General features: G+C 70.0%; 15 protein-coding genes and 2 pseudogenes. 7 read left to right on the top strand and 10 right to left on the bottom strand.

All coding sequences use genetic code 11. From position 1 onward, the window contains the following. Positions 1-17: 17 nt before the first annotated feature. Positions 18-947, bottom strand: a complete 930-nt coding sequence (locus tag ACWGJB_RS28655) for an RNA polymerase sigma-70 factor (RefSeq protein WP_453382951.1) — start codon at positions 945-947, stop codon at positions 18-20. A 136-nt stretch (positions 948-1083) separates the two neighbouring features. Between ACWGJB_RS28655 and ACWGJB_RS28650 the strand changes: the two genes are divergently transcribed. Beyond that, entirely contained in the window at positions 1084-1530 is a 447-nt protein-coding gene (locus tag ACWGJB_RS28650; protein ID WP_453382950.1) for a cupin domain-containing protein, read from the top strand. Between the two features lie 75 nt (positions 1531-1605). On the opposite strand, the gene ACWGJB_RS28645 is transcribed toward ACWGJB_RS28650, so the two are convergent. After that, complete coding sequence (locus ACWGJB_RS28645; RefSeq protein ID WP_453382949.1) at positions 1606-2079, bottom strand: carboxymuconolactone decarboxylase family protein; 474 nt, start codon at positions 2077-2079, stop codon at positions 1606-1608. Positions 2080-2360: 281 nt separating this feature from the next. Here ACWGJB_RS28645 and ACWGJB_RS28640 point away from each other — a divergent pair, with 281 nt between their 5' ends. After that, entirely contained in the window at positions 2361-3974 is a 1614-nt protein-coding gene (locus ACWGJB_RS28640) for a purple acid phosphatase family protein (protein ID WP_453382948.1), read from the top strand. Positions 3975-4244: 270 nt separating this feature from the next. Continuing rightward, on the top strand, positions 4245-6152 hold the full coding sequence (locus tag ACWGJB_RS28635) for an FHA domain-containing protein (protein ID WP_453382947.1): 1908 nt from the start codon (positions 4245-4247) through the stop codon (positions 6150-6152). Positions 6153-6236: 84 nt separating this feature from the next. Here ACWGJB_RS28635 and ACWGJB_RS28630 read toward each other — a convergent pair whose 3' ends face one another. From ACWGJB_RS28630 to ACWGJB_RS28620, 3 genes and pseudogenes are all read right to left on the bottom strand, one after another. Then, positions 6237-7664 carry an alkaline phosphatase family protein gene (locus ACWGJB_RS28630; protein WP_453382946.1) on the bottom strand — a complete coding sequence of 476 codons (1428 nt, stop codon included), beginning with the start codon at positions 7662-7664 and terminating at the stop codon, positions 6237-6239. A gap of 238 nt (positions 7665-7902) precedes the next feature. Continuing rightward, positions 7903-9306 carry an RICIN domain-containing protein gene (locus ACWGJB_RS28625; RefSeq protein WP_453382945.1) on the bottom strand — a complete coding sequence of 468 codons (1404 nt, stop codon included), beginning with the start codon at positions 9304-9306 and terminating at the stop codon, positions 7903-7905. Positions 9307-9430: 124 nt separating this feature from the next. Further along, positions 9431-10051, bottom strand: a pseudogene (locus tag ACWGJB_RS28620) (PfkB family carbohydrate kinase); the annotation flags it as partial. A 438-nt stretch (positions 10052-10489) separates the two neighbouring features. Between ACWGJB_RS28620 and ACWGJB_RS28615 the strand changes: the two are divergent. Continuing rightward, a pseudogene (locus ACWGJB_RS28615) lies at positions 10490-10669 on the top strand (IS1380 family transposase); the annotation flags it as partial. On the opposite strand, the gene ACWGJB_RS28610 reads toward ACWGJB_RS28615, so the two are convergent. Both ACWGJB_RS28610 and ACWGJB_RS28605 read right to left on the bottom strand, forming a co-directional pair. Next, positions 10646-10900: a hypothetical protein gene (locus ACWGJB_RS28610; RefSeq protein ID WP_453383060.1), complete on the bottom strand. Its 255-nt coding sequence runs from the start codon at positions 10898-10900 to the stop codon at positions 10646-10648. The pseudogene ACWGJB_RS28615 and the gene ACWGJB_RS28610 sit on opposite strands and share 24 nt — an antisense overlap. Next, positions 10837-11250, bottom strand: coding sequence for an integrase core domain-containing protein (locus ACWGJB_RS28605; protein ID WP_453382944.1), 414 nt, complete (start codon positions 11248-11250; stop codon positions 10837-10839). The genes ACWGJB_RS28610 and ACWGJB_RS28605 overlap by 64 nt, the downstream gene beginning before the upstream one ends. 1054 nt (positions 11251-12304) lie before the next feature. Between ACWGJB_RS28605 and ACWGJB_RS28600 the strand changes: the two genes are divergently transcribed. From ACWGJB_RS28600 to ACWGJB_RS28590, 3 genes are all read left to right on the top strand, one after another. Further along, positions 12305-13081 carry an IclR family transcriptional regulator gene (locus ACWGJB_RS28600; RefSeq protein ID WP_453382943.1) on the top strand — a complete coding sequence of 259 codons (777 nt, stop codon included), beginning with the start codon at positions 12305-12307 and terminating at the stop codon, positions 13079-13081. 36 nt (positions 13082-13117) lie between these two features. Then, positions 13118-13372, top strand: a complete 255-nt coding sequence (locus ACWGJB_RS28595) for a non-oxidative hydroxyarylic acid decarboxylases subunit D (protein ID WP_453382942.1) — start codon at positions 13118-13120, stop codon at positions 13370-13372. A gap of 211 nt (positions 13373-13583) precedes the next feature. Further along, on the top strand, positions 13584-14828 hold the full coding sequence (locus ACWGJB_RS28590; RefSeq protein ID WP_453382941.1) for an MFS transporter: 1245 nt from the start codon (positions 13584-13586) through the stop codon (positions 14826-14828). 23 nt (positions 14829-14851) lie between these two features. Here the strand turns inward: ACWGJB_RS28590 and ACWGJB_RS28585 are convergent, their stop codons facing one another. From ACWGJB_RS28585 to ACWGJB_RS28575, 3 genes are all read right to left on the bottom strand, one after another. Next, positions 14852-16576 (bottom strand): MFS transporter, encoded by a 1725-nt coding sequence (locus tag ACWGJB_RS28585; protein ID WP_453382940.1) that lies wholly within the window; start codon positions 16574-16576, stop codon positions 14852-14854. Between the two features lie 62 nt (positions 16577-16638). Then, the gene (locus ACWGJB_RS28580; RefSeq protein WP_453383055.1) at positions 16639-17043 is read right to left on the bottom strand and encodes a MarR family winged helix-turn-helix transcriptional regulator; all 405 of its coding nucleotides are present in this window, start codon (positions 17041-17043) and stop codon (positions 16639-16641) included. Positions 17044-17298: 255 nt separating this feature from the next. Then, on the bottom strand, positions 17299-18246 hold the full coding sequence (locus ACWGJB_RS28575; RefSeq protein WP_453383054.1) for an ornithine cyclodeaminase family protein: 948 nt from the start codon (positions 18244-18246) through the stop codon (positions 17299-17301). Positions 18247-18384 lie beyond the last annotated feature (138 nt).

The raw sequence follows: 18384 nt of genomic DNA, 5'->3' as shown, positions 1-18384 counted from the left end.
CCTGTTGGGCGAGTGGCTCAGTTCTCCAGCGAAGCCACGTAGGGGGCCAGCTTGGCCGGGTTCATCACCCACATGATGCGTTCGATGCCACGCTCCGACACATCGACCGACAGCAGCGCCACCGGGTTCCCGCCGGTCGAGATCAGTGCCGCCGGCCTGCCGTTGGCCTCGACCCAGCGGACGTCCGTCCGGGGCCAGAAACGCGGTGCGAAGGCGACGAGGTACCGGGAGACATGCGGGAGCCCGATGACCGGAATCCTGGACGCTCCGCGCATTCCGCCGCCGTCGGCGTAGCTGACCACGTCCTCGGTGAGAACCTGTTCGAGCACCGAGAGGCGGCCGTTCTGCGCGGCGGCGAGAAACACCTCCAGGAAACGCCGGTGCTCGGCGGAGTCCACCGGTTCCCGGCGCTCCGCCGTCAGATGCCTGCGGGCACGGCTCACCAGCTGGCGAGCGTTGGCCTCGCTGGTCTCCACGATGTCCGCGATCCGCCCGTACGTGTAGTCGAAGGCTTCCCGCAGCACGTAGGCGGCCCGCTCCACCGGGTTCAGCTTCTCCAGGACGAGGAGAACCGCCAGGTCGAGTGCCTCCGCGCGTTCCGCGCCCAGCTGTGGGTCCGTGCTCGTGTCGACGGGCTCGGGAAGCCAGGGGCCGACGTACGACTCCCGGCGTACCTTGGCGGACTGGGTGAAGTTGATCGCCAGCCGGGTGGTGACCGTGGCCAGGAACGCGGCCGGCTCACGGATGCCGGCCCGGTCGGTGTTCTGCCACCGCAGCCACGCCTCCTGGACGATGTCCTCCGCCTCCACGGCGCTGCCGACCACGCGATAGGCGATACCGAAGAGCTGGGGACGAGCCGCGAGGAATTCCTTCGTCGCCTGGTCGAGGGAGCCCGAGCCCCCGTTCTCACCGCCGCGCATGGATGTCCTCCAGAGTTGGATCAGCATGCTACAAGCTGGCACCTCGCAGAACGGCACGAAGGGGTACGAACCGCTCCCGCCGTGTCACAGATCCAGCATGTCCTCGGTCATCCGTGGCGAAGGCCGGTACCGAGGGACGACGAATCCATGGAGGTGCCCCACCATGTCGGACAAGAACGCAGCGCACGGGCCCGGCGGGCAGCCCCGTCCGGAGGGGTGGAAGACGGCGGTGACGGTGTTGCAGGACGCCGCACCGATCACCGTCCCCGAGGGGGCCTCGGCGATGACCATCTACGTCGAGTGGGAGCCCGGAGACCCGGGAACCCCGCCGCACCGCCACTCGGGACCCGCGTTCGGGTACGTCATGGAGGGCGCCGTCCGCTTCGAGCTGGAGGGCGAGCCCGAGCGGGTGGTCGAGGCCGGCGGGACGTTCTGGGAGCCGGGCGGTGACGTGATCCACTACCAGGACGGCAACGCCCTCACGGACGCGCGGACCCGGTTCGTCGTGACCATGATGTGCGCGCCGGGCAAGCCGATGCTGGAGCTGGTCGACGAGGGCGAACTGGCCGAGCGGGCCCATCTGCGCGCCCCACGCCCCACCGCGGGCTGACGGGACGACGGACCGGCTGTGCCTTCCCCCTCCCGCGGAGGGGGAACGCGCAGCCGGCCCGCTGGCGGGCGCCGGTCACCCGAACTGGCCGGGCTGGTAGTCCCCGGCGGGCTGCTGGTTGATGACGTTGATGCGGTTATAGGCGTTGATGACGGCGACCAGGGAGATCAGCGCGACGAGCTGTTCCTCGTCGAAGTGCTTGGCGGCGTTGGCCCACACGTCGTCGGAGACGCCCCCGGCCGCGTCGGCGGTCCGGGTGCCCTGTTCCGCCACCTCCAGCGCGGCACGCTCCGCCTCGGTGAACACCTTCGCCTCACGCCAGGCCGCGACCAGGTTGAGGCGCTGCACGGTCTCCCCGGCCACCGCGGCGTCCTTGGTGTGCATGTCGGTGCAGAAACCGCAGCCGTTGATCTGGCTGGCGCGGATCTTCACCAGCTCCTGGATCGTGGCCGGCAGCGTCGAGTCCGAGACCGCCTTGCCGGCCGAGTTGATGTGCCTCAGCACCTTCCCGGCGAGCGGGTGGCCGAAGTAGTCGAGTCGCGATTCCACGATGATCTCCTTGCTGTGCGGCGGTTGCACACGATTGACCGGAGCGGACCGCGATGTGTGACAGGAAGCCGTGTGTGACATGGGTCTCACCTGATTGGCTCGGGGGAGCGGGATCGGTCAAGACCAGGGCGGCTTCCGGTAAAGGCGAGGGCATGGGCCGGTCTTGGCGACCTGATGCCTGACGCGTGATGGCCGTGTGGTCATGTGGTGTTCATGTGGGGGCAGTTGGGCTGGGTCAGGGTGCGGTCGTTGTCAGCTCAGCTGTTCGTCGGGAGGGCGTCATGACCACACAGGCAGACTCAACAGAGGACAGATCGGCGGAAGGTTCGGAGGGGTTCAGTCGTCGTCACGCGCTGGGCCTGCTGGGGACCGCGGGGGCGGGCACCGTCGCCGCCGGGCTGCTCGGCGCGGGTGCGGCACAGGCCGCACCGTACGCCGCTCCGGCCTTCCACCTCACCGCGGACTCCTCCGGCGCGCCTCCCGTCCAGGGCCTGCACCTGACCTTCGGGGCCGACCCGCGCACCCAGATGACGGTGTCGTGGATCACGGACCGGCCGGTGACCAAGCCCGTCGTGCGCTACGGCACCCTGGAGCACGGCTTCGGCTCCAGCAAGAAGGCCGAAACCGTCACCTACGTCGACGGCACCTCGGACCGCACCGTCTACGTCCACCACGCCCTGCTCAAGGGGCTCGCCCCGGACACGGACTACCTCTACCTCGCCACGCACGAGGGGGCGACCCCCGACAGCGGTACGTTCCGCACGGCTCCGCAGGGGCGCAGGCCGGTCACCTTCACCAGCTTCGGCGACCAGTCCGCCCCGCAGGTGACGTGGTCGGCCGACGGCACCGTCGCCCTGGACGCCAACTCCACGCCCGCGACGAAGGACATCGTCACCGGTATCGAGCAGGTCGCCCCGCTGTTCCACCTCCTCAACGGCGACCTCTGCTACGCCAACCTGGACGTCGACCGGGTGCGGACCTGGAACAACTTCTTCACCAACAACACCCGTTCGGCGCGCTTCCGTCCCTGGATGCCGGCGGCCGGCAACCACGAGATAGAGAAGGCCAACGGCCCGATCGGCCTCGGCGCCTACCAGACCTACTTCTCCCTGCCCTCCACCGAGACGGACGCCGAACTCGCGGGCCTGTGGTACGCGTTCACGGCCGGCTCGGTGCGGGTGATCGTGCTGCAGAACGACGACAACTGCCTGCAGGACGGCGGCGACGTCTACATCAGCGGCTACTCCGGCGGCCGCCAGCTCGCCTTCCTGGAGAGGGAGTTGAAGGCGGCACGCTCCTCGAAGGACGTCGACTGGGTGGTCGTGGCCATGCACCAGGTCATGATCAGCTCCTCGGACGCGAACGGCGCGGACCTGGGACTGCGCGAGAAGTACGGCCCGCTGTTCGACCGGTACGACGTCGACCTGGTGCTCTGCGGCCACGAGCACAACTACGAGCGTTCGCTGGCCGTGCGCGGTGTGGTCACCGGAAGCGAGACCCTCACCCCCAACCCGGTCTCCCGGGCCACCGACGACATCGACGCCGCCCTGGGCACCGTGCACATGATCCTCGGCGGCGGCGGCGTCTCGGGAACCACCAACCAGAGCTTCTTCAAGGACGGCACGGCCAAGGTGATCACCGCGGTGTCGGCGACCCCCGGCTCCAACGGCAAGCGCACCTCCACCTATGTCAAGGAGCAGGCGGTGTGGACGGGCGTCCGGGACACCGAACACCCCTACGGCTTCGCCGCGTTCACCGTCGACCCCGGCCGGCACCCCGGTGACACCACCCGGATGCACGTCACGTACTACAACGTGAACAAGCCGCACGGCGAACTGACCGTCTTCGAGAACTTCACCCTGCACCGCAAGCGCTCCGACGGCCACGGCCGCTGACCCCGAGCCCGGCGGGCCGGTCGGCATCCGCCCGGCCCGCTCAGGGCTTCCCCACGGCGAGTCCACACTGGCCGAAAACCGACGAACTCCCGTCAGATCGGCAGGGATTGTACCGAAGCGCGCACTGGAAATACTTGGTTAAGCAAGTATATGCTCGCCTGCGGGGGCGGTCGGGGGACGGAACCGCATGCCGACTTGGGAACTGCCGCGCCGTAGCGCATGATCGGTGTCCCGGTTCAACAACATGACAAGCTTGTGGAAGGAAGTGCCGTGGCACCGGTGCTGGTCGGACTCGAAGGTCTGCTGGCGGGGGAGCGCATCCCGGTCCTGGACACCCGCGTCACCTTCGGACGCAACTCGGAGAACACCGTCGTCATCTCCAGCCTCAGCGTCTCCCGCTTCCATGCGGAGATCGTCTTCGACGAGGACAAGGGTTACGTGCTGCGTGACCTGGAGAGCAGCAACGGCACCCTGGTCAACGGGGAGGAAGTGGAGTCCCGGCTGCTGCAGCCCGGTGACGAGATCGCCCTGGGCGACCAGGAGTTCCGCTTCGAGGTCGCGGACGCCATGGAGACGCTGATGGCGCTCTCCCTGCCGCGATCCGTGACGCACGGCACGGAGGAGAGCGAACGCGGGCCCGTCCTGCGGGTCACCGTCGCCGGCGGCGGCCCGGTCGGCCTGTCGTTCGCCCTGCTCCTCGAGCACTTCCTCGGCCCCCAGGTGCAGATCACCGTCTACGACGGCAGGTGGCGCAAGCAGGGCCGAACCGTCGTGTGGAAGGGCCCGGACGAGGGCAACGTACGGCGTCTGCAGGTGGTGACCGTGCAGAGCCGCCAGTACCTCGCCTGGCCGGAGGAGGTCCGGGAGCGCCTCTTCGACCCGGAGCACTTCACCGAGATGTGGCCCTCCGGCCCGGACTCGGTCGGCGACAACCACCCGCGCAACATGCGCATCGCCTATATCGAGGACCGGCTGCTGGAGCTGGCGAACGAGAAGCGGGACCGGATCCGGCTCATACCCGCCCGGTTCGACGCGGAGGAGCAGCAGGAGGCGCTCGCCACCCAGCACGTGCTCGCGATCTGCGACGGCGGCCGCTCGCGCACCCGGGACCGCTTCGCCGCCCGCTTCGGCAAGGCCGACGAGTCGATCTACTCCCTCGACGGGCGCCACCTCCAGGACGTCGTCCTCGGCCTGCGGGTGAAGTCCGGTCTGACCGACCCCATGGCGGTGCTGCTGACCGTCGCCCAGAACCGCTTCCTGCTCAACTCGCTGCGTGGCGAGGGCTTCCTCAACATGCGGCTGACCGACGCCGAGGCCGCGGAGGTCATCGGCCTCGACCCGGTCCGCCGGGTCTTCGAGGAGTGCATCGCCTCCCGGCCGTGCCTGATGGACCGGGACGAGTACGGCGACTTCCAGTGCGCGACCCACGGCACGCTGTTCCTGCCCGCCCTGGTCAAGGGTTCACCGCTGTGGCGCCGGGTGCGCGAGGGCCTGCTGCTGTTCGGGGTCGAGTCCGACGACCTGTCGGCGGTCACCAGCTTCCGCCTCGACATGGTGCAACGCCCGCGTTTCTCGGCCGAGTTGCTGCCGCCCACCGCCAACTCCCCGGGCACCTACGGCTTCCTCCTCGGCGACGCCGCCAACGCCATCCACTTCTGGCCGGGCCGTGGCCTCAACAGCGGTCTGGCTTCGGCGATCTCCCTGGCCCGGTCCCTCAACGGGGCGTGGAACGGACGGCCGTTCCGGGACGCGGACTTCCTGCGGCACGAGGCGGCCATGTCGATGCTCCAGTACCGGCACAAGAGCCGGGCCTGGAAGGCGATGGTCACCACCGACGACCAGGGCGTCACCTGGGCGATCAAGGACATCATCGGCCACGGCATCGACGGGATCCCCGACGAGCCCGACCGTGAGGCGGACACCAAGACGCTGCTGGAGCGTATGCAGGCCATCCGTGCGCGTCTGGCCCTGCGGCTGGAGGGAATGCCGGACGACGAGGCGATCCTGGAGCGCCTGCGCACCCTGCAGCCCGCCACACTGCGCATGCTGGTCCTCAGCGGCGCCTGGGACACGCTGACGATGGGCGGCGAAGAGGTCGACATCGACATCTTCTACGGCGAGGACTCGTCCGCGGCCGCCGCGGCGGTGGGCGCACTGGAGCCGGCCGCCAAGCCGTAGGACGGACTCCGTTCGGCGTGCGCCGCCGAACGGACGGCCGTTCGCCCGACAGCCCGCCGCCGACCGCGGCGGGGTGTGGTGGCGTCAGGTGTGGGGGCGGTGGCCCTTCTCCTGGTGCGGGTAGCTCTGGTCGGCCTGCGGGAGCGTGGGCTTGGGGAGGGTGGCGACCTCCTCCTTCGCCTTCTCCAGCTGCTCGGCCGTGTTGTGGGGGAGGCGGGGCGGTCGCGGACGGGCCTCGCGGAACCGGAAGGCGGAGGTGAGGTCGCCGAAGGTCGCACGGCGCCAGTCGCTGACGTTCGGCTCCTCGACACCGGTGAACCGTTCGAGGAACTGCAGGGCGGAGGTGTGGTCGAAGGCCTCGGTGGCGACCCAGCCGCCCACCGTCCAGGGTGAGACGACGATGGCCGGGACCCGGAAGCCGCTGCCGATCGGCAGGCCCTGGATGAACTCGTCCTTGGTGCCGGCGGGCGGGGTCGGCGGCGCCACGTGGTCGAACAGGCCGTCGTTCTCGTCGTAGTTGAGTATGAACGCGGTCTTGCGCCACACCTTCGGGTTCGAGGCGATCGCCTCGATCTTGGAGGCCACGTAGTCGGCACCCGCGGCCGGGAGGTAGTTCGGGTGCTCCGACTGGTAGCTGGTGGGGCAGATCCACGACACCGTCGGGAGCCGGTCGTTGCGGGCGTCGTCCTCGAAGGTGCCGTGCGGCTGCGGGCGCACGCCCCGCTCGTACAGGTCGGAGCCGGGCTGCGCGTTCTTGAACGTCGCGAACTGCTCCAGCATGTTCGTGCCGTAGTCGTCCTCCTCCTGGTACACCTTCCAGCTGACGCCGGCCGCCTGGAGGCGCTCGGCGTAGGTGGTCCAGCGGTACGGAGTGGGCGCGACGTTGCTGATGATCGGGCCGCCCTGGGCGCCGCCCGGGTCGATGCTCCCGGTCATCCACATCAGCCGGTTCGGCCAGGTGGGGCCGAAGACGGAGCAGAAGTAGTTGTCGCAGATGGTGAAGGTCTCCGCGAGGGCGAACTGGAAGGGGATGTCCTTGCGGGTGTAGTAGCCCATCACATACGGGCCGTTGACGCCGTCCGCCTTGCGGTGGGCCGGCAGCCACTGGTCCATCTTGCCGTTGTTCCAGGCCTGGTGCTGCACGGACCAGGCATGGCTGGTGGAGGGGATGGCCTGGGCGCTCGACGTGTGTGTGTCGAGGTGGAAGGGCAGCAGGTAGCCCTCGGGGTTGACGGCGTCGGGCTGGTAGAAGACGGACCGCCCGTTGTCCAGCTTCAGGGCGTGCGGGTCGGCGAAGCCGCGGACGCCGGAGAGTGTGCCGAAGTAGTGGTCGAAGGACCGGTTCTCCTGCATCAGCATGACGACGTGTTCGATGTCGCGCAGCGAGCTGTTCTTCGGCGGTCCGCCGGCGACGGCCTGCTGGACGCTGGGCGGCAGCAGCGAGAGGGCCGCGGCGCCGCCGAGCGCGCCGGCGGCGGAGCCCAGGAGTCTGCGACGGGTCAACTCGGCCATGGATGCTCCTTTCTCAGGTTCTCCGGGGGGCGAGAACCTTTGCGGGAGTGACGGCAGGCCCGGCCGTGAGGACGGGCCGCCGTTCACTGTGGGCCCCGGGAGGTGGGGTGCATCAGGGGCGGCTGATGAACTCCGGGCCAACGCACGGAAGGAGTTGGGCGGGGGTTTACCTCCAACACCCCTTCGTCCCACGGGCGTTGCCGAGTGTTGAAGAACGTTGGCTGCTACCTGGGTTCTGTCACTGGCCCGGCGCGAGGATGTAGGTGTTGAGGGTGCCCACGGTCGTGAGCGGGGTGGGCGATCCGGTGTCGTAACGGTCCACGGCGAGGTAGTTGGGCTTCTTGCGGGCGGCGGGGGTGCAGAAGTTCTGGGCGCGGTTGAGGAGTTTGCTGTTGTCGGTGGCGGCCGTGGAGCTGATCGGGTAGTCCCGGAACTGGTTCATGACGAAGAGCGGGTGGAAGGCCGCCGAGTCGGTGGTGAGCGGTCTGTCGGTGCCCCAGCGGCTGTAGCAGGACCAGTCGGAGGCGCCTATGCCGCCGCCCATGGACCAGTAGTTCTCCACGGTCCATTCGCGCTGGTACATGACGCCGAAGGAGTCGCGGGTGGCCCAGCCGTCGGCGGTGTCGCTCGCCCGGGTCCGGTCGCTGAAGATCAGCAGCTGCTTGCCGCGGGCGGCGAGGTCGGCGATCGTGGGCCAGCCCTTGGTGGCCACGCCCTCCTGGTCCGGCCGGTACAGCACGTCGGAGAGGCCGTTGACCGAGGCCAGGGAGGACTTCAGCACGTCGGAGGAGGCGTAGTCCTCCAGGAAGACCGTGGCGAACTGGCCGGGGTTGGCCTTGAGGAAGTCGACCATGCGCTGGAGGTCGGTGGCGAGCGGGACGGGGTTGCTCACGCCGTCGCAGCTGTTGTGGCAGAGCACGGCCTGGCCGGAGACCGTGTAGTCGTCGAGCATGAAACCGCGGACACCGTCGGACAGCTGTCGGCCGATCCCGTAGTTCTGGTTGGGGAACAGGTTGACCGGGAACGACGCGAAGTTCCCGTCGGAGCCGTTGGCGAAGGCGTTGTGCGCGGTCAGGAAGGTGACCTGGTCCAGGGTGCGGGTGTCGGCGGAGGGCATCGTCGTGGTCGCGTAGGAGACCGGGGTGAGGTACCAGCGCGCGAGGTCGCCCGCCGAGCCGAGCTGTACGGTGCCGGAGGTGGAGCCGGTGAGGTACTGCGAGGTGCCGGGGACGGCGACGGTGTAGGTGTTGTCGGCGTCGGCCGTGATGCTCCAGGTGGTGCCGTCCGCGCCGCAGGCGGCGGTCACCGCGGCGGTGCCGCTGCGTCCCAGGCAGGTGCCGGACTCGTCGGCGTTCCGCAGCTGATAGCCGCCGCCGGCCGCGACGGCCGTCCACTGCTGGTGGTCTTCGTTGCCCTTGGGGTTGTGGGCCGCCACGGTGCCACCGGTGTCGGCCGCGTTGAGGCCGGTCACGAGGTTCTGCAGATAGACCGAGGAGACGGGGACGGCCGCCGAGGCGGTGCCCGGCAGCAGGGCGGGGGCCGACAGGGCGAGGACGGCGGAACAGCACAGGACGCGCAGGGGGCGCAGTCGCACGGGATTTCCCTTCACTCTGACACGAGGTACCAACGCTGTCAGAGGCATGAGATATCCGGTGGGACGTGCGCCGCGCCAGTGTTCCCGCTTGAATTCCTTCCCCCACAAACAGATATGACGATACGTCACCCGTCTGATGGCTCAGCGGTCCCCGGAGCCGGAGAGCGTCCGCGGCCGAGAGGGAGTCCTCGTGCCCGGTCAGGAGGCGTGCCTCGTGGGCGTTGGCGCTGAGCCAGTCGGTCCGTGCGAGAACGGGGGAGAGGACGTTCTCGGGGATGTCGGCGACCAGGGGGCCTGGGTCGAGACAGAGGGTGATCCCGGTGGGCAGCGCGGCGGTGAGGCCGGACAGCAGCGGGCCGTTACCCGGCAGGAGCCCGTATCCGGAGAGCTGGAGAAGGTCACCGGGGTGCAGGTGGGCCGCGACGGCGGCCGCGTCGGCCGGGGCCAGGGTCGCTTCGGCCCCGAAACTGGTCACGAAGGTGCGCTCGCCGCCGGAGTCGACCAGGGCCACCGTGAAGCCGGTGTCGCGGTCCGTGCGGGCCGGCAGCAGGGTCCCGATGTCCTCGGCGGCCAGCGCCGCGCGGACGAGGTCGCCGTGCGGTCCGGTGCCGTGCAGACCCGCGTAGACGGCCTCCGTGCCGAGACGGCGGGCCGCCACCAGCATGTTGAATCGGCCCCCGGCGGTCGTCTCGGTCCGGGTGCCGATGACGTCGCCGCCGCGTTCCGGCAGCGCGGGCACCTCGATCACCAGGTCGGCGATCACGTTCCCGGCGAGGACCACCCGCCCGGTCATCGGCCGGCTCCCTGGAGGCGCGCGGCGGCGGGTTCGCCGTCGCCGTCGGGGACCGGGGTGTGCCGTCGGCCGAAGAGCGCGTACACCCCGGCGGCGACAGCCATCGAGACGGCCCAGCCGAGGCCGTTGACGCTGTGCGTAGTGACTCCAGCAGGCGTTTTAGGTCAGACTGGGACAAGGCCATCGGGCCCCTCCAGGGTTGACTGGCCGTTCACCAGGGAGATTTGCGCGGTGGCCTGCCTTATGCGTAGGTAGCGGAGACCGTCACCGGATGCACGCCCCGGGCATCCGCCCGCGCACACCCGCACGGTGATCGCCTACACCATTACGCGGGACGCCATCGTGCCCGGTCCCAAGTCCGTCAACACGTATGGAAGTTGGCCGGGCAGACGGCGCCGGATGCGACCGGTTCTGTGACCGTGGACCTGGACGGCGTCCGGGTCGGGCGAGCCGGTGGCCGCACTGCTGCGGCCCGGAAACGCCGGCAGCGACACCGCCGCCGATCACATCACGACCACCCAACTGGCCCTGGCCCAGCTGCCCAAGTCCTGTCGGCGCGGGCGCCGGACGCTGATCCGCACCCCCGCGCGTCGGTCAAGTAGAGGTGGCAGCAGCGAGCCAGGTCTCAATGTGGGACTGAATCACGCTGATGAGCTCAGGGTGCTTGTAGAGGTAGAAACCGCCGCCGAAAAGGATGAGCAGGCCGAACACGTTGCTCTTGCCCGAAGGGCCCGCCTGCGACCCACGGATGTGTGCGTCACGCGCGCGGGCCGCGTTCTGAGCGGCTAGCTGACTGGCTTGCTGAGCTTGCTGATTGAACCGCTGTGCCGCGTTCGGGTCAATTGGCATGAAAAACTCCCAAATACGTGTGGTGCGTGGACGTGATGAGGGGTTCGGGGAGTGCTCCCGCAAGCCGCAAGGGCGCCCCGGTAAGCGTCGGCGAGGGCTATGGCGTCCTGGTCCCGGATCTCATGGGCGGTGCCGAAGTGGACTGAAGCAGGGGTGTGCAGGCTGATCCCGGAGTGCTTGTGCTTGTACTCGTGGTTGTGGTGGCTGATGAATGCGTCCATCCACTCCCTCGCGTGCGCCAGGGTGTAGAAGTGTTCGGGATAATCGGATGCGTATTTGGTGGTGCGGAACCGGCTTTCACTGAAGGGGTTGTCGTTGCTCACCCTGGGAAGAGAACGCCCCGGAGCCATGGAACCCGGCGCCCACCGGATGCGATAGTCGGGCCATCCATATGCCCGTTGCCGCCCCGACAACCTGAAACGGCACACCAGAAAATCGGCGGACCGTCACGAAGAATCGAGGCTTAGGGAGTACCGATCACCTCGTAGGAGGTACTTACTGATCGCCCCGACTCCTGGCCAGTGGCCGTGACGGAGATGGTGGATGTGTAGTCAGTTCCCACCACGCCGAAGCCGCACGGTTGCTCTATTCTGCCCTTTTTGTCGGACCAGGAGTAGTTGTCGAGTGACCCGCCACTCAGACTGGAAGAACAGGCAACGTGGACCTCCTCTTCAGGCAGGAAGCCGGTCCCCGTGATCGTGCAGCTGTAGCCGGCCTCAATGGTGGGTGCGCACGGCTGCAGGCTGAGCGGCCCGATGGGTGTCCTTGTGATTGGCGGCGGCTGCGGTTTCCCCTTGGTGGGGCTACTTTTCGAAGTCGGATGGGATCCTGACTTCTTGCTCGGCGACCTGGTCTGCGACGGAGGCGTCCCCGAGTTCTTTTCGCACGACGTGCTGCCCATCAACGTCAAGGCGGTCACGGCAGCGGCTCCACCAATGAGCATCCGACGTACGCGCATGTCCCCTCCTGTGTCGGCAAAACCAGTACGCGAGCGGTCCGCTGACCTGCTTGCTGCCCTTGGCCGATTCCCTCCGCACCCCACCGAATTGATTCCAGGTCACGAGAGCCGGAATATTCCCTTTCTCGGCGCATGGTTCTGGCTTGCTCATCGACGGCTTCGACTCTGATCACTTGCTATCGGTGGTCCTGCTCCTGACAGCGAGCGTCGGCAGGTGTCGCTTGCGAGGGTGGATCACAGTGCTGACCTCCGGTCGTCTCCTTCCGGATCCCCGCATCTGCAGCCGCCCGATACCGACACGCTGTCAGCTCTCATCCGCTCCGGCCAGAGCAGCGTGTCACTCAGTGACCCGGCGCTGCTCTTCCTGAAATGTCCCGGTCCCGGCCTGCGGTTGTGGTGCCATGCTGGAGAGAGCTCATGGCAGAGCGAACACGGGGGGCGAGGGTATGGACGACCACACGGTGATAGGTCGGATGACGGCGATACTGGAAGTGGTCGCAGGCCCGCGACCGTGCTCGCTGGCGCAGCTGGCCGCCGAGACAGGTATCCCCAAACCAACCGTACGACGGATCGCCAACCAACTCGTCGCCGAGCGAATCCTGTCCCGAGACGCGCACGGATACCGCCTGGGACTGCGCCTGATCGAGCTCGGCAATTCGGCGACCAATCAGATCGGCACTGCGGAGGCAGCAGCGCCCTTCGTTCAGGAACTCCACGAACGCACACGCCAGATCGCCTGGGTCGCGGCCTTCGACGACGACGGGCTGGTCACCCTCGACACCGCCTACCCGCTGGAACATGCGGCGCTGATGGCCGCGACGTGGCGATCGCGCTGGGCAATCGGTCCGGCAGCGGTCACAGCTGCCGGACACCTGATGCTCTCCCTGCGGCCGGCCGAGGCGGACCAGGTCCTGCGCGGCGGCCTGACCCGGTTGACACCGCACACCGTGACCAACCCTCGACTGCTGCACGGGCGACTGCAGCGCGTCGCCGACACCGGCATCGCCTACGAATGCGAAGAGACCAGACTGGGCTGGTGGTGCGGAGCAGCGCTGGTGCACGCTCCTGCCGGGAAATACGCCTTCGGTCTGATCTCACCGGTGCGAGCAATTCCCGTGGCCCGCGGCATCACCCAGCTCCAACGCGCCGCCGAACGCCTTCAACGCGAACTCACAACCCGCACCGGCCCGCACCGGACTGGCCGAAGGAGGCTTTCCCAGTAACCGCTCGTCGCGCTGTGTGACCGGGGTGCTGGTGTGGTGGCTCGTGGTGTCCCCGAGTCCGGGCAGGTGCAAGGCCCCTGCTTCGAGACCGTCGAGACGCTGTACACCTCACCCGACCCCGGAGTCTGGGACGTGCTGCAGTGCCGCCGCTGCCTCTACACCTGGCGCACCACCGAACCCGCCCGCCGCACCCGGGCCGACGCCTACCCCGAGGCCTTCCGCCTGACCCCCGAAGCGATGGCGAACGCCCCGGAGGTCCCCGCCGTCCCGCCCCTGCGCGACCGGGCGTAGCGGCACTCGGCCGCAGCGGTGGTGACGCAGGTCACCCCGTTGTTTGAGCCGATCGCGGAATGCACACCCGGTCCGTCTCGCTGCAACGTTCTTGGGGGTGTGCTGGGCAAGGGCGCTCGGCGCGACGGGCCCCGGAGGCCGAAAACACCTCCCGGTCCGTCCCGCTCCCCGTCCCCCGGACCGCCGTCCCCGAAAGGTTCGCTCACCCACCATGCCTTTGGCTCTGCTTGCCCTTGCCGTCGTCACGTTCGGTATCGGCACCACCGAGTTCGCCACCATGGGCCTGCTGCCCCAGATCGCGGACGGGCTCGGTGTCTCGGTACCGCACGCCGGCAACCTCGTCTCCGCCTACGCTCTCGGCGTCGTCGTCGGCGCCCCCGTGCTGACGGGCATCGGCGCGCGGGTGTCCCACAAGCGGCTGCTGCTCCTGCTGACCGGGCTGTTCGTGGTGGGCAACACGGCGTCCGCGCTCGCTCCGAACTTCGGCCTGCTCTTCGCCGCCCGCTTCCTGGCCGGACTGCCGCACGGCGCCCTGTTCGGCGTGGGCGCCGTCGTCGCCTCCCGGCTGGTGGCCCCGGAGCGTGCGGCACGCGCCGTCTCCAGCGTGTTCCTCGGCCTCACCGTCGCGAACATCGTCGGCGTCCCCGCCGGTACCGCCCTCGGCCAGCATCTGGGCTGGCGGTACGCCTACTGCGCGGTCGCCGTCATCGGCCTGGTGGCGCTCGCCGCGCTCGCCCTCCTGGTGCCCCACCAGCCGCGCGGGCCGCAGGCGGGCATCCGGCGGGAACTGCGGGCGATGGGCAACCGGCAGGTCTTCATCGGCCTCGGCACCGCCGTCGTCGGGTTCGGCGGCTTCTTCGCCGTCTACAGCTACCTCGTCCCCATGCTGACGCACCTGACCGGCATCTCCGACTCCTCGACCACCGCGGTCCTCGCCCTCTACGGAGTCGGCATGACCCTCGGCACCCTGGCCGCGGGTCCCCTCACCGACCGGGCCCTGCGCCCGACGCTGTACGCCGGGATCATCCTGCTGGCGGCCGCGCTGGTGACGTTCTACTTCACCGTCCACAGCACGGTGCCGGCCCTGGTGACGGTCACCTTCATCGGCGCGATGGGCGCGCTCATCACCACGCCCGTCCAGATGCTGCTGATGATGAACGCGAAGGACGCCCCGACGATGGCCGCGGCGTCCAACCACTCCGCCTTCAACCTGGCCAACGCGGCCGGCGCCTGGCTCGGCGGCCTGGTGATCTCGGCGGGCTGGGGCTGGGCGGCCCCCAACCTGGTCGGCGCTGCCCTCGCGATGGCCGGCCTGGCGCTGGCCGTCACCGGCGGCGTCCTGGACCGCGGCAACCGCCCCTCGAAGGTGGTCACCTCGCAGGAGACCCGCGCCTCCGTGGCCGTGGGCGAGGACATCGGGGACCGCGCTGTCGAGGGCCACCGTCCCGCCGGCTGAGCGGTGCCGGCCGGACCGCGGGATCAGGCCGGGGTGTCGCCGCGTAGTTCCACGAGGGTGGATGCCGTCAGGCGCAGGGGCGCGTCGGCCGGGTCGACGAGGACGACCGTGCAGGTCGCCGCATGGGCGAGCGCCGTGGTGAGACTGCCGTCGGCGAACTGGGCGAGCGGACCGCGCGGTGAACGCCCGACGGCGACGGCACGGGCGTGGACCTCGGCGGCGTGCCGGGCCAGTACCCGTCCCGCGGCGGCGTGATCGCCGACACTGTCCAGCACCTGGCCGGTGGCGGCGAACCCCTGGGCGGCGAGCCGGTCCAGATGGGCGGTCACGGCGGCCCGGGCCTCCTCGGCGGTCTCGGTGTCCGCGGCCTGCTCCTCGACCACGGCGGTCCGCTGGACGTGCACCACCTCCAGCGGGCTGCCGGTGTCCCGCGCGAGCCGGGCGGCCGCGTCGACGATGGCGGCGGCCCGCTCGTGGTCGCCGACGGCCACGACGACCGGGCCGGTGCCGGCCGTGACCCGCCGCCCCACGGGGGTGAGGGCCGGGGCGACCGGTTCCCCGCCGCCGAGGCGCGACTCCGCCTCGCGCAGCAGCCGATGCCCGCTGGCCAGGACCGGGATCGCCAGCAGGAAGGTGCCGGCGCCCAGGTAGAACGGCACGCTCAGATCGGTGGCGTCGGCGAGCTTCCCGGCGACGTACGGGGCCAGGCCACCGCCGATGAACCGCAGGAAGCCGTACGCGGAGGAGGCCACCGGTCGTTCCACCGGCGAGACCACCATCACCGCCTGCGTGGTCAAGGTGTTGTTGACGCCGATGAAGATCCCGCTGACGATGACGGCGACGATCACGACCGTCGGGGTGTCGACCCCGGCGGCGATGACGGCCATCACCGCGCCGAGGCCGACGAGGTTGGCGTACAGCACGGGCGCGGTGCCGAAGCGGGCCTGCAGACGCGGCGCGAAGAAGACGCTGAACGCGGCGACCAGCAGACCCCAGCCGGTGAAGACGAGCCCCAGCTGATGGGCGTCCAGCTCCATCGGGTAGGGCGCGTAGCCGAGCATCGTGAAGAAGCCCCAGTTGTACAGCAGGGCCATGATGCCCATGGTCAGCAGACCGCGGTGGCGCAGCGCCGTGATCGGTGCCAGCGGTGAGGTACGGCGTTCCGGCTTGGGCAGCGCCGGTACGAAGGCCAGCGTCGCGACGAGCGCGATCGCCATCAGGACGGCCACGCCGAAGAAGGGCCCCCGCCAGCTGATGGCCCCCAACTCGCCGCCCAGCAGGGGGCCGACGGCTATGCCGAGGCCCAGGGCGGTCTCGTAGAGGATGATCGCGCCGGCGAATCCGCCGCTCGCCGAGGCGACGATGACGGCCAGCGAGGTGGCGATGAACAGGGCGTTGCCGAGTCCCCACCCGGCGCGGAAGCCGACGATGCCGTTGATCGAGCCGGAGGTGCCGGCGAGCGCGGCGAACACCACGATGATCGCCAGTCCGGCGACCAGGGTGCGCTTGGCGCCGATCCTGCTGGACACCCAGCCGACGATCAGCATCGCGACCGCGGTCACGATCAGATAGCTGCTGAACAGCAGTGAGACCTGACTGGGGGAGGCGTGCAGACTCGTGGCCAGGGCGGGCAGGATCGGGTCCACGAGGCCGATGCCCATGAACGAGATGACACAGGCGAACGCCACGGCCCACACGGCCTTCGGCTGCCTGAACGGGCTTGCGGTCCTCGGGTGCGGAGCACTCATCAACGGTCCTCTCTCCGGATGCGGACGGACGGGACGGCTATGGGGGGAAGGAGCGGAGGGGGTCAGTCGCGGGCCCGGCGTCCCTCGATCGCTCGGGCCAGGGCGGGCAGGGCGAGCCGGACGGCCCGTTGCTCGGGCTCGGTCAGCTCCTCGATCAGTTCCCGGAGGGCGTGGGCGCGTTCGGTGCGCCGCTGCCGGAAGACTTCGAGTCCGGTCCCGGTGATCTCCACGAGGACGCCCCGGCCGTCGGTGCGGTCGGCGTTGCGCGCCACCAGCCCGGCGCGCTCCAGCCGGCCGACGAGCTGGGTCATCCCCGGCTGTGAGACGCCTTCGGCACGGGCCAGTTCGGTCAGCCGCAGCGGACCCTCCCGGCCCAGCCGGCCCAGCGCGGCGGAGGCGGCGGTGCTCAGACCGCCGGCGGTGGCGCTGTGACGCACATGGCGCACCAGCTGCTCCACGGCGATCATCAACTGCTCCGCCGAACCCGCGGGATCCTCGGCTCCCGCCGGCTCGCCGGAGCCGTCCCGATCTTCGACCCGGTTCTCCATAAGGGCATTATGCATCTAGGTGTACGGTGAAACAAAGGGTCTGGATCGGAGCATTGCCGGAGAACACCAGGGTCGGCGGGGAACACCTGCCGGGACGGGGGTGCCGGCCGAGTCCGCGGCCGGGACGGTGTCACCTCCCCGGCCGGCGGCCGCCGTTGCGAGCGGACCCGCCCGTCACAGATCCACGCGCACTCCCCACCCCTGTTCGAGCGCAACGTCATAGGCCACCCGGACCGCCGCCACGTCGAGCGCCGCGTGGCCGGTGGACTTGAAGACGGTGAGGACGTCGGCGTCACCGCCCCGCCCCGGGTGGCCGCCGTCCAGGACGGACCCGAGGAGGGTGACCGGCCGGCCGGGGGAGAGGTCCTGGAGCTCATGGGCGCCCGCGGGCGGCGGTGCGGTGGCCGCACCGGTCCACTCGGTGAACAGGACCGCGTCCCGTACCGTGCCCGGGTCCAGTTCGGGCCCCTGGGAGCCGCCGACCGAGGAGACATGGACGCCGGGAGCGAGCCACTCGCGGCGGATGACGGGGGCGGTGGCGCCGGTGCAGCAGAACACCACATCGGCCTCGCGTACGGCGTCCTCGATACCGGTGGCGACCCGCGCCCCGGGACACAGCGCGGCAGCCGCACCGGCCCGCAGCGGATCACGGCCGGCCACCGTCACCTCGGCCCCCGGCCGCACCGCCGCGAGCAGCGCCAACTGGGCGCGCGCCTGGGCGCCCGTCCCCACCACCGCCACCCGGCCGAGACCGGGGCGGGCGGCCAGGGCCAGCGCGCTCTGCGTGGCGGACGCCGCCGTGCGGACCTCGGTCAGCGCCTCGCCGTCCACCAGTGCCAGCGGCCGCCCGTCGTGCTCGTCGAACAGCGCCACCAGCCCCCGGTGGAAACCGCGTCCGGGGTGCCGGGGATCGGCGGTCACGGTCACCAGCTTGGCGGCCAGGCCGAGCCCAGGGACGTAACCGGGCATCGCGCCCAGCAGGCCGGTCGGTGTCAGGGCGGCGATCCGCGGCGGGACGGAGACCTCGTCGCGGGCGACGGCGACAAGTGCCCGGGCCACCGCGTCGAGTACGGCGTCCGGTGGCAACGCCGCAGCCGTCTGCCGACGGTCCAGCACCAGCATGCCGCTCACCGGCCGGCCTCCGCCGTGTCGGCGGTCAGAGCCGTCACCGGCTCGTCCGTGGCCGACCCGGGCGGCGTCGCGGTACGGGGTGTGACGGGCATGACAGCGGTTCTTCCCTCTCGTCCACGGTGCGGCCGC

It is taken from the genome of Streptomyces sp. NPDC054813 (genome assembly GCF_053611365.1).
This window is presented reverse-complemented; position numbering and strand designations above follow the sequence as displayed.

Coding starts and splice junctions, on each gene's coding strand:
- ACWGJB_RS28655 (WP_453382951.1), bottom strand. CDS start 947: ATGCTGATCCAACTCTGGAGGACATCCATGCGCGGCGGTGAGAACGGG.
- ACWGJB_RS28650 (WP_453382950.1), top strand. CDS start 1,084: ATGTCGGACAAGAACGCAGCGCACGGGCCCGGCGGGCAGCCCCGTCCG.
- ACWGJB_RS28640 (WP_453382948.1), top strand. CDS start 2,361: ATGACCACACAGGCAGACTCAACAGAGGACAGATCGGCGGAAGGTTCG.
- ACWGJB_RS28630 (WP_453382946.1), bottom strand. CDS start 7,664: ATGGCCGAGTTGACCCGTCGCAGACTCCTGGGCTCCGCCGCCGGCGCG.
- ACWGJB_RS28625 (WP_453382945.1), bottom strand. CDS start 9,306: ATGCCTCTGACAGCGTTGGTACCTCGTGTCAGAGTGAAGGGAAATCCC.
- ACWGJB_RS28610 (WP_453383060.1), bottom strand. CDS start 10,900: ATGCCAATTGACCCGAACGCGGCACAGCGGTTCAATCAGCAAGCTCAG.
- ACWGJB_RS28605 (WP_453382944.1), bottom strand. CDS start 11,250: ATGGCTCCGGGGCGTTCTCTTCCCAGGGTGAGCAACGACAACCCCTTC.
- ACWGJB_RS28600 (WP_453382943.1), top strand. CDS start 12,305: ATGGACGACCACACGGTGATAGGTCGGATGACGGCGATACTGGAAGTG.
- ACWGJB_RS28590 (WP_453382941.1), top strand. CDS start 13,584: ATGCCTTTGGCTCTGCTTGCCCTTGCCGTCGTCACGTTCGGTATCGGC.
- ACWGJB_RS28585 (WP_453382940.1), bottom strand. CDS start 16,576: ATGAGTGCTCCGCACCCGAGGACCGCAAGCCCGTTCAGGCAGCCGAAG.
- ACWGJB_RS28580 (WP_453383055.1), bottom strand. CDS start 17,043: ATGATCGCCGTGGAGCAGCTGGTGCGCCATGTGCGTCACAGCGCCACC.
- ACWGJB_RS28575 (WP_453383054.1), bottom strand. CDS start 18,246: ATGCTGGTGCTGGACCGTCGGCAGACGGCTGCGGCGTTGCCACCGGAC.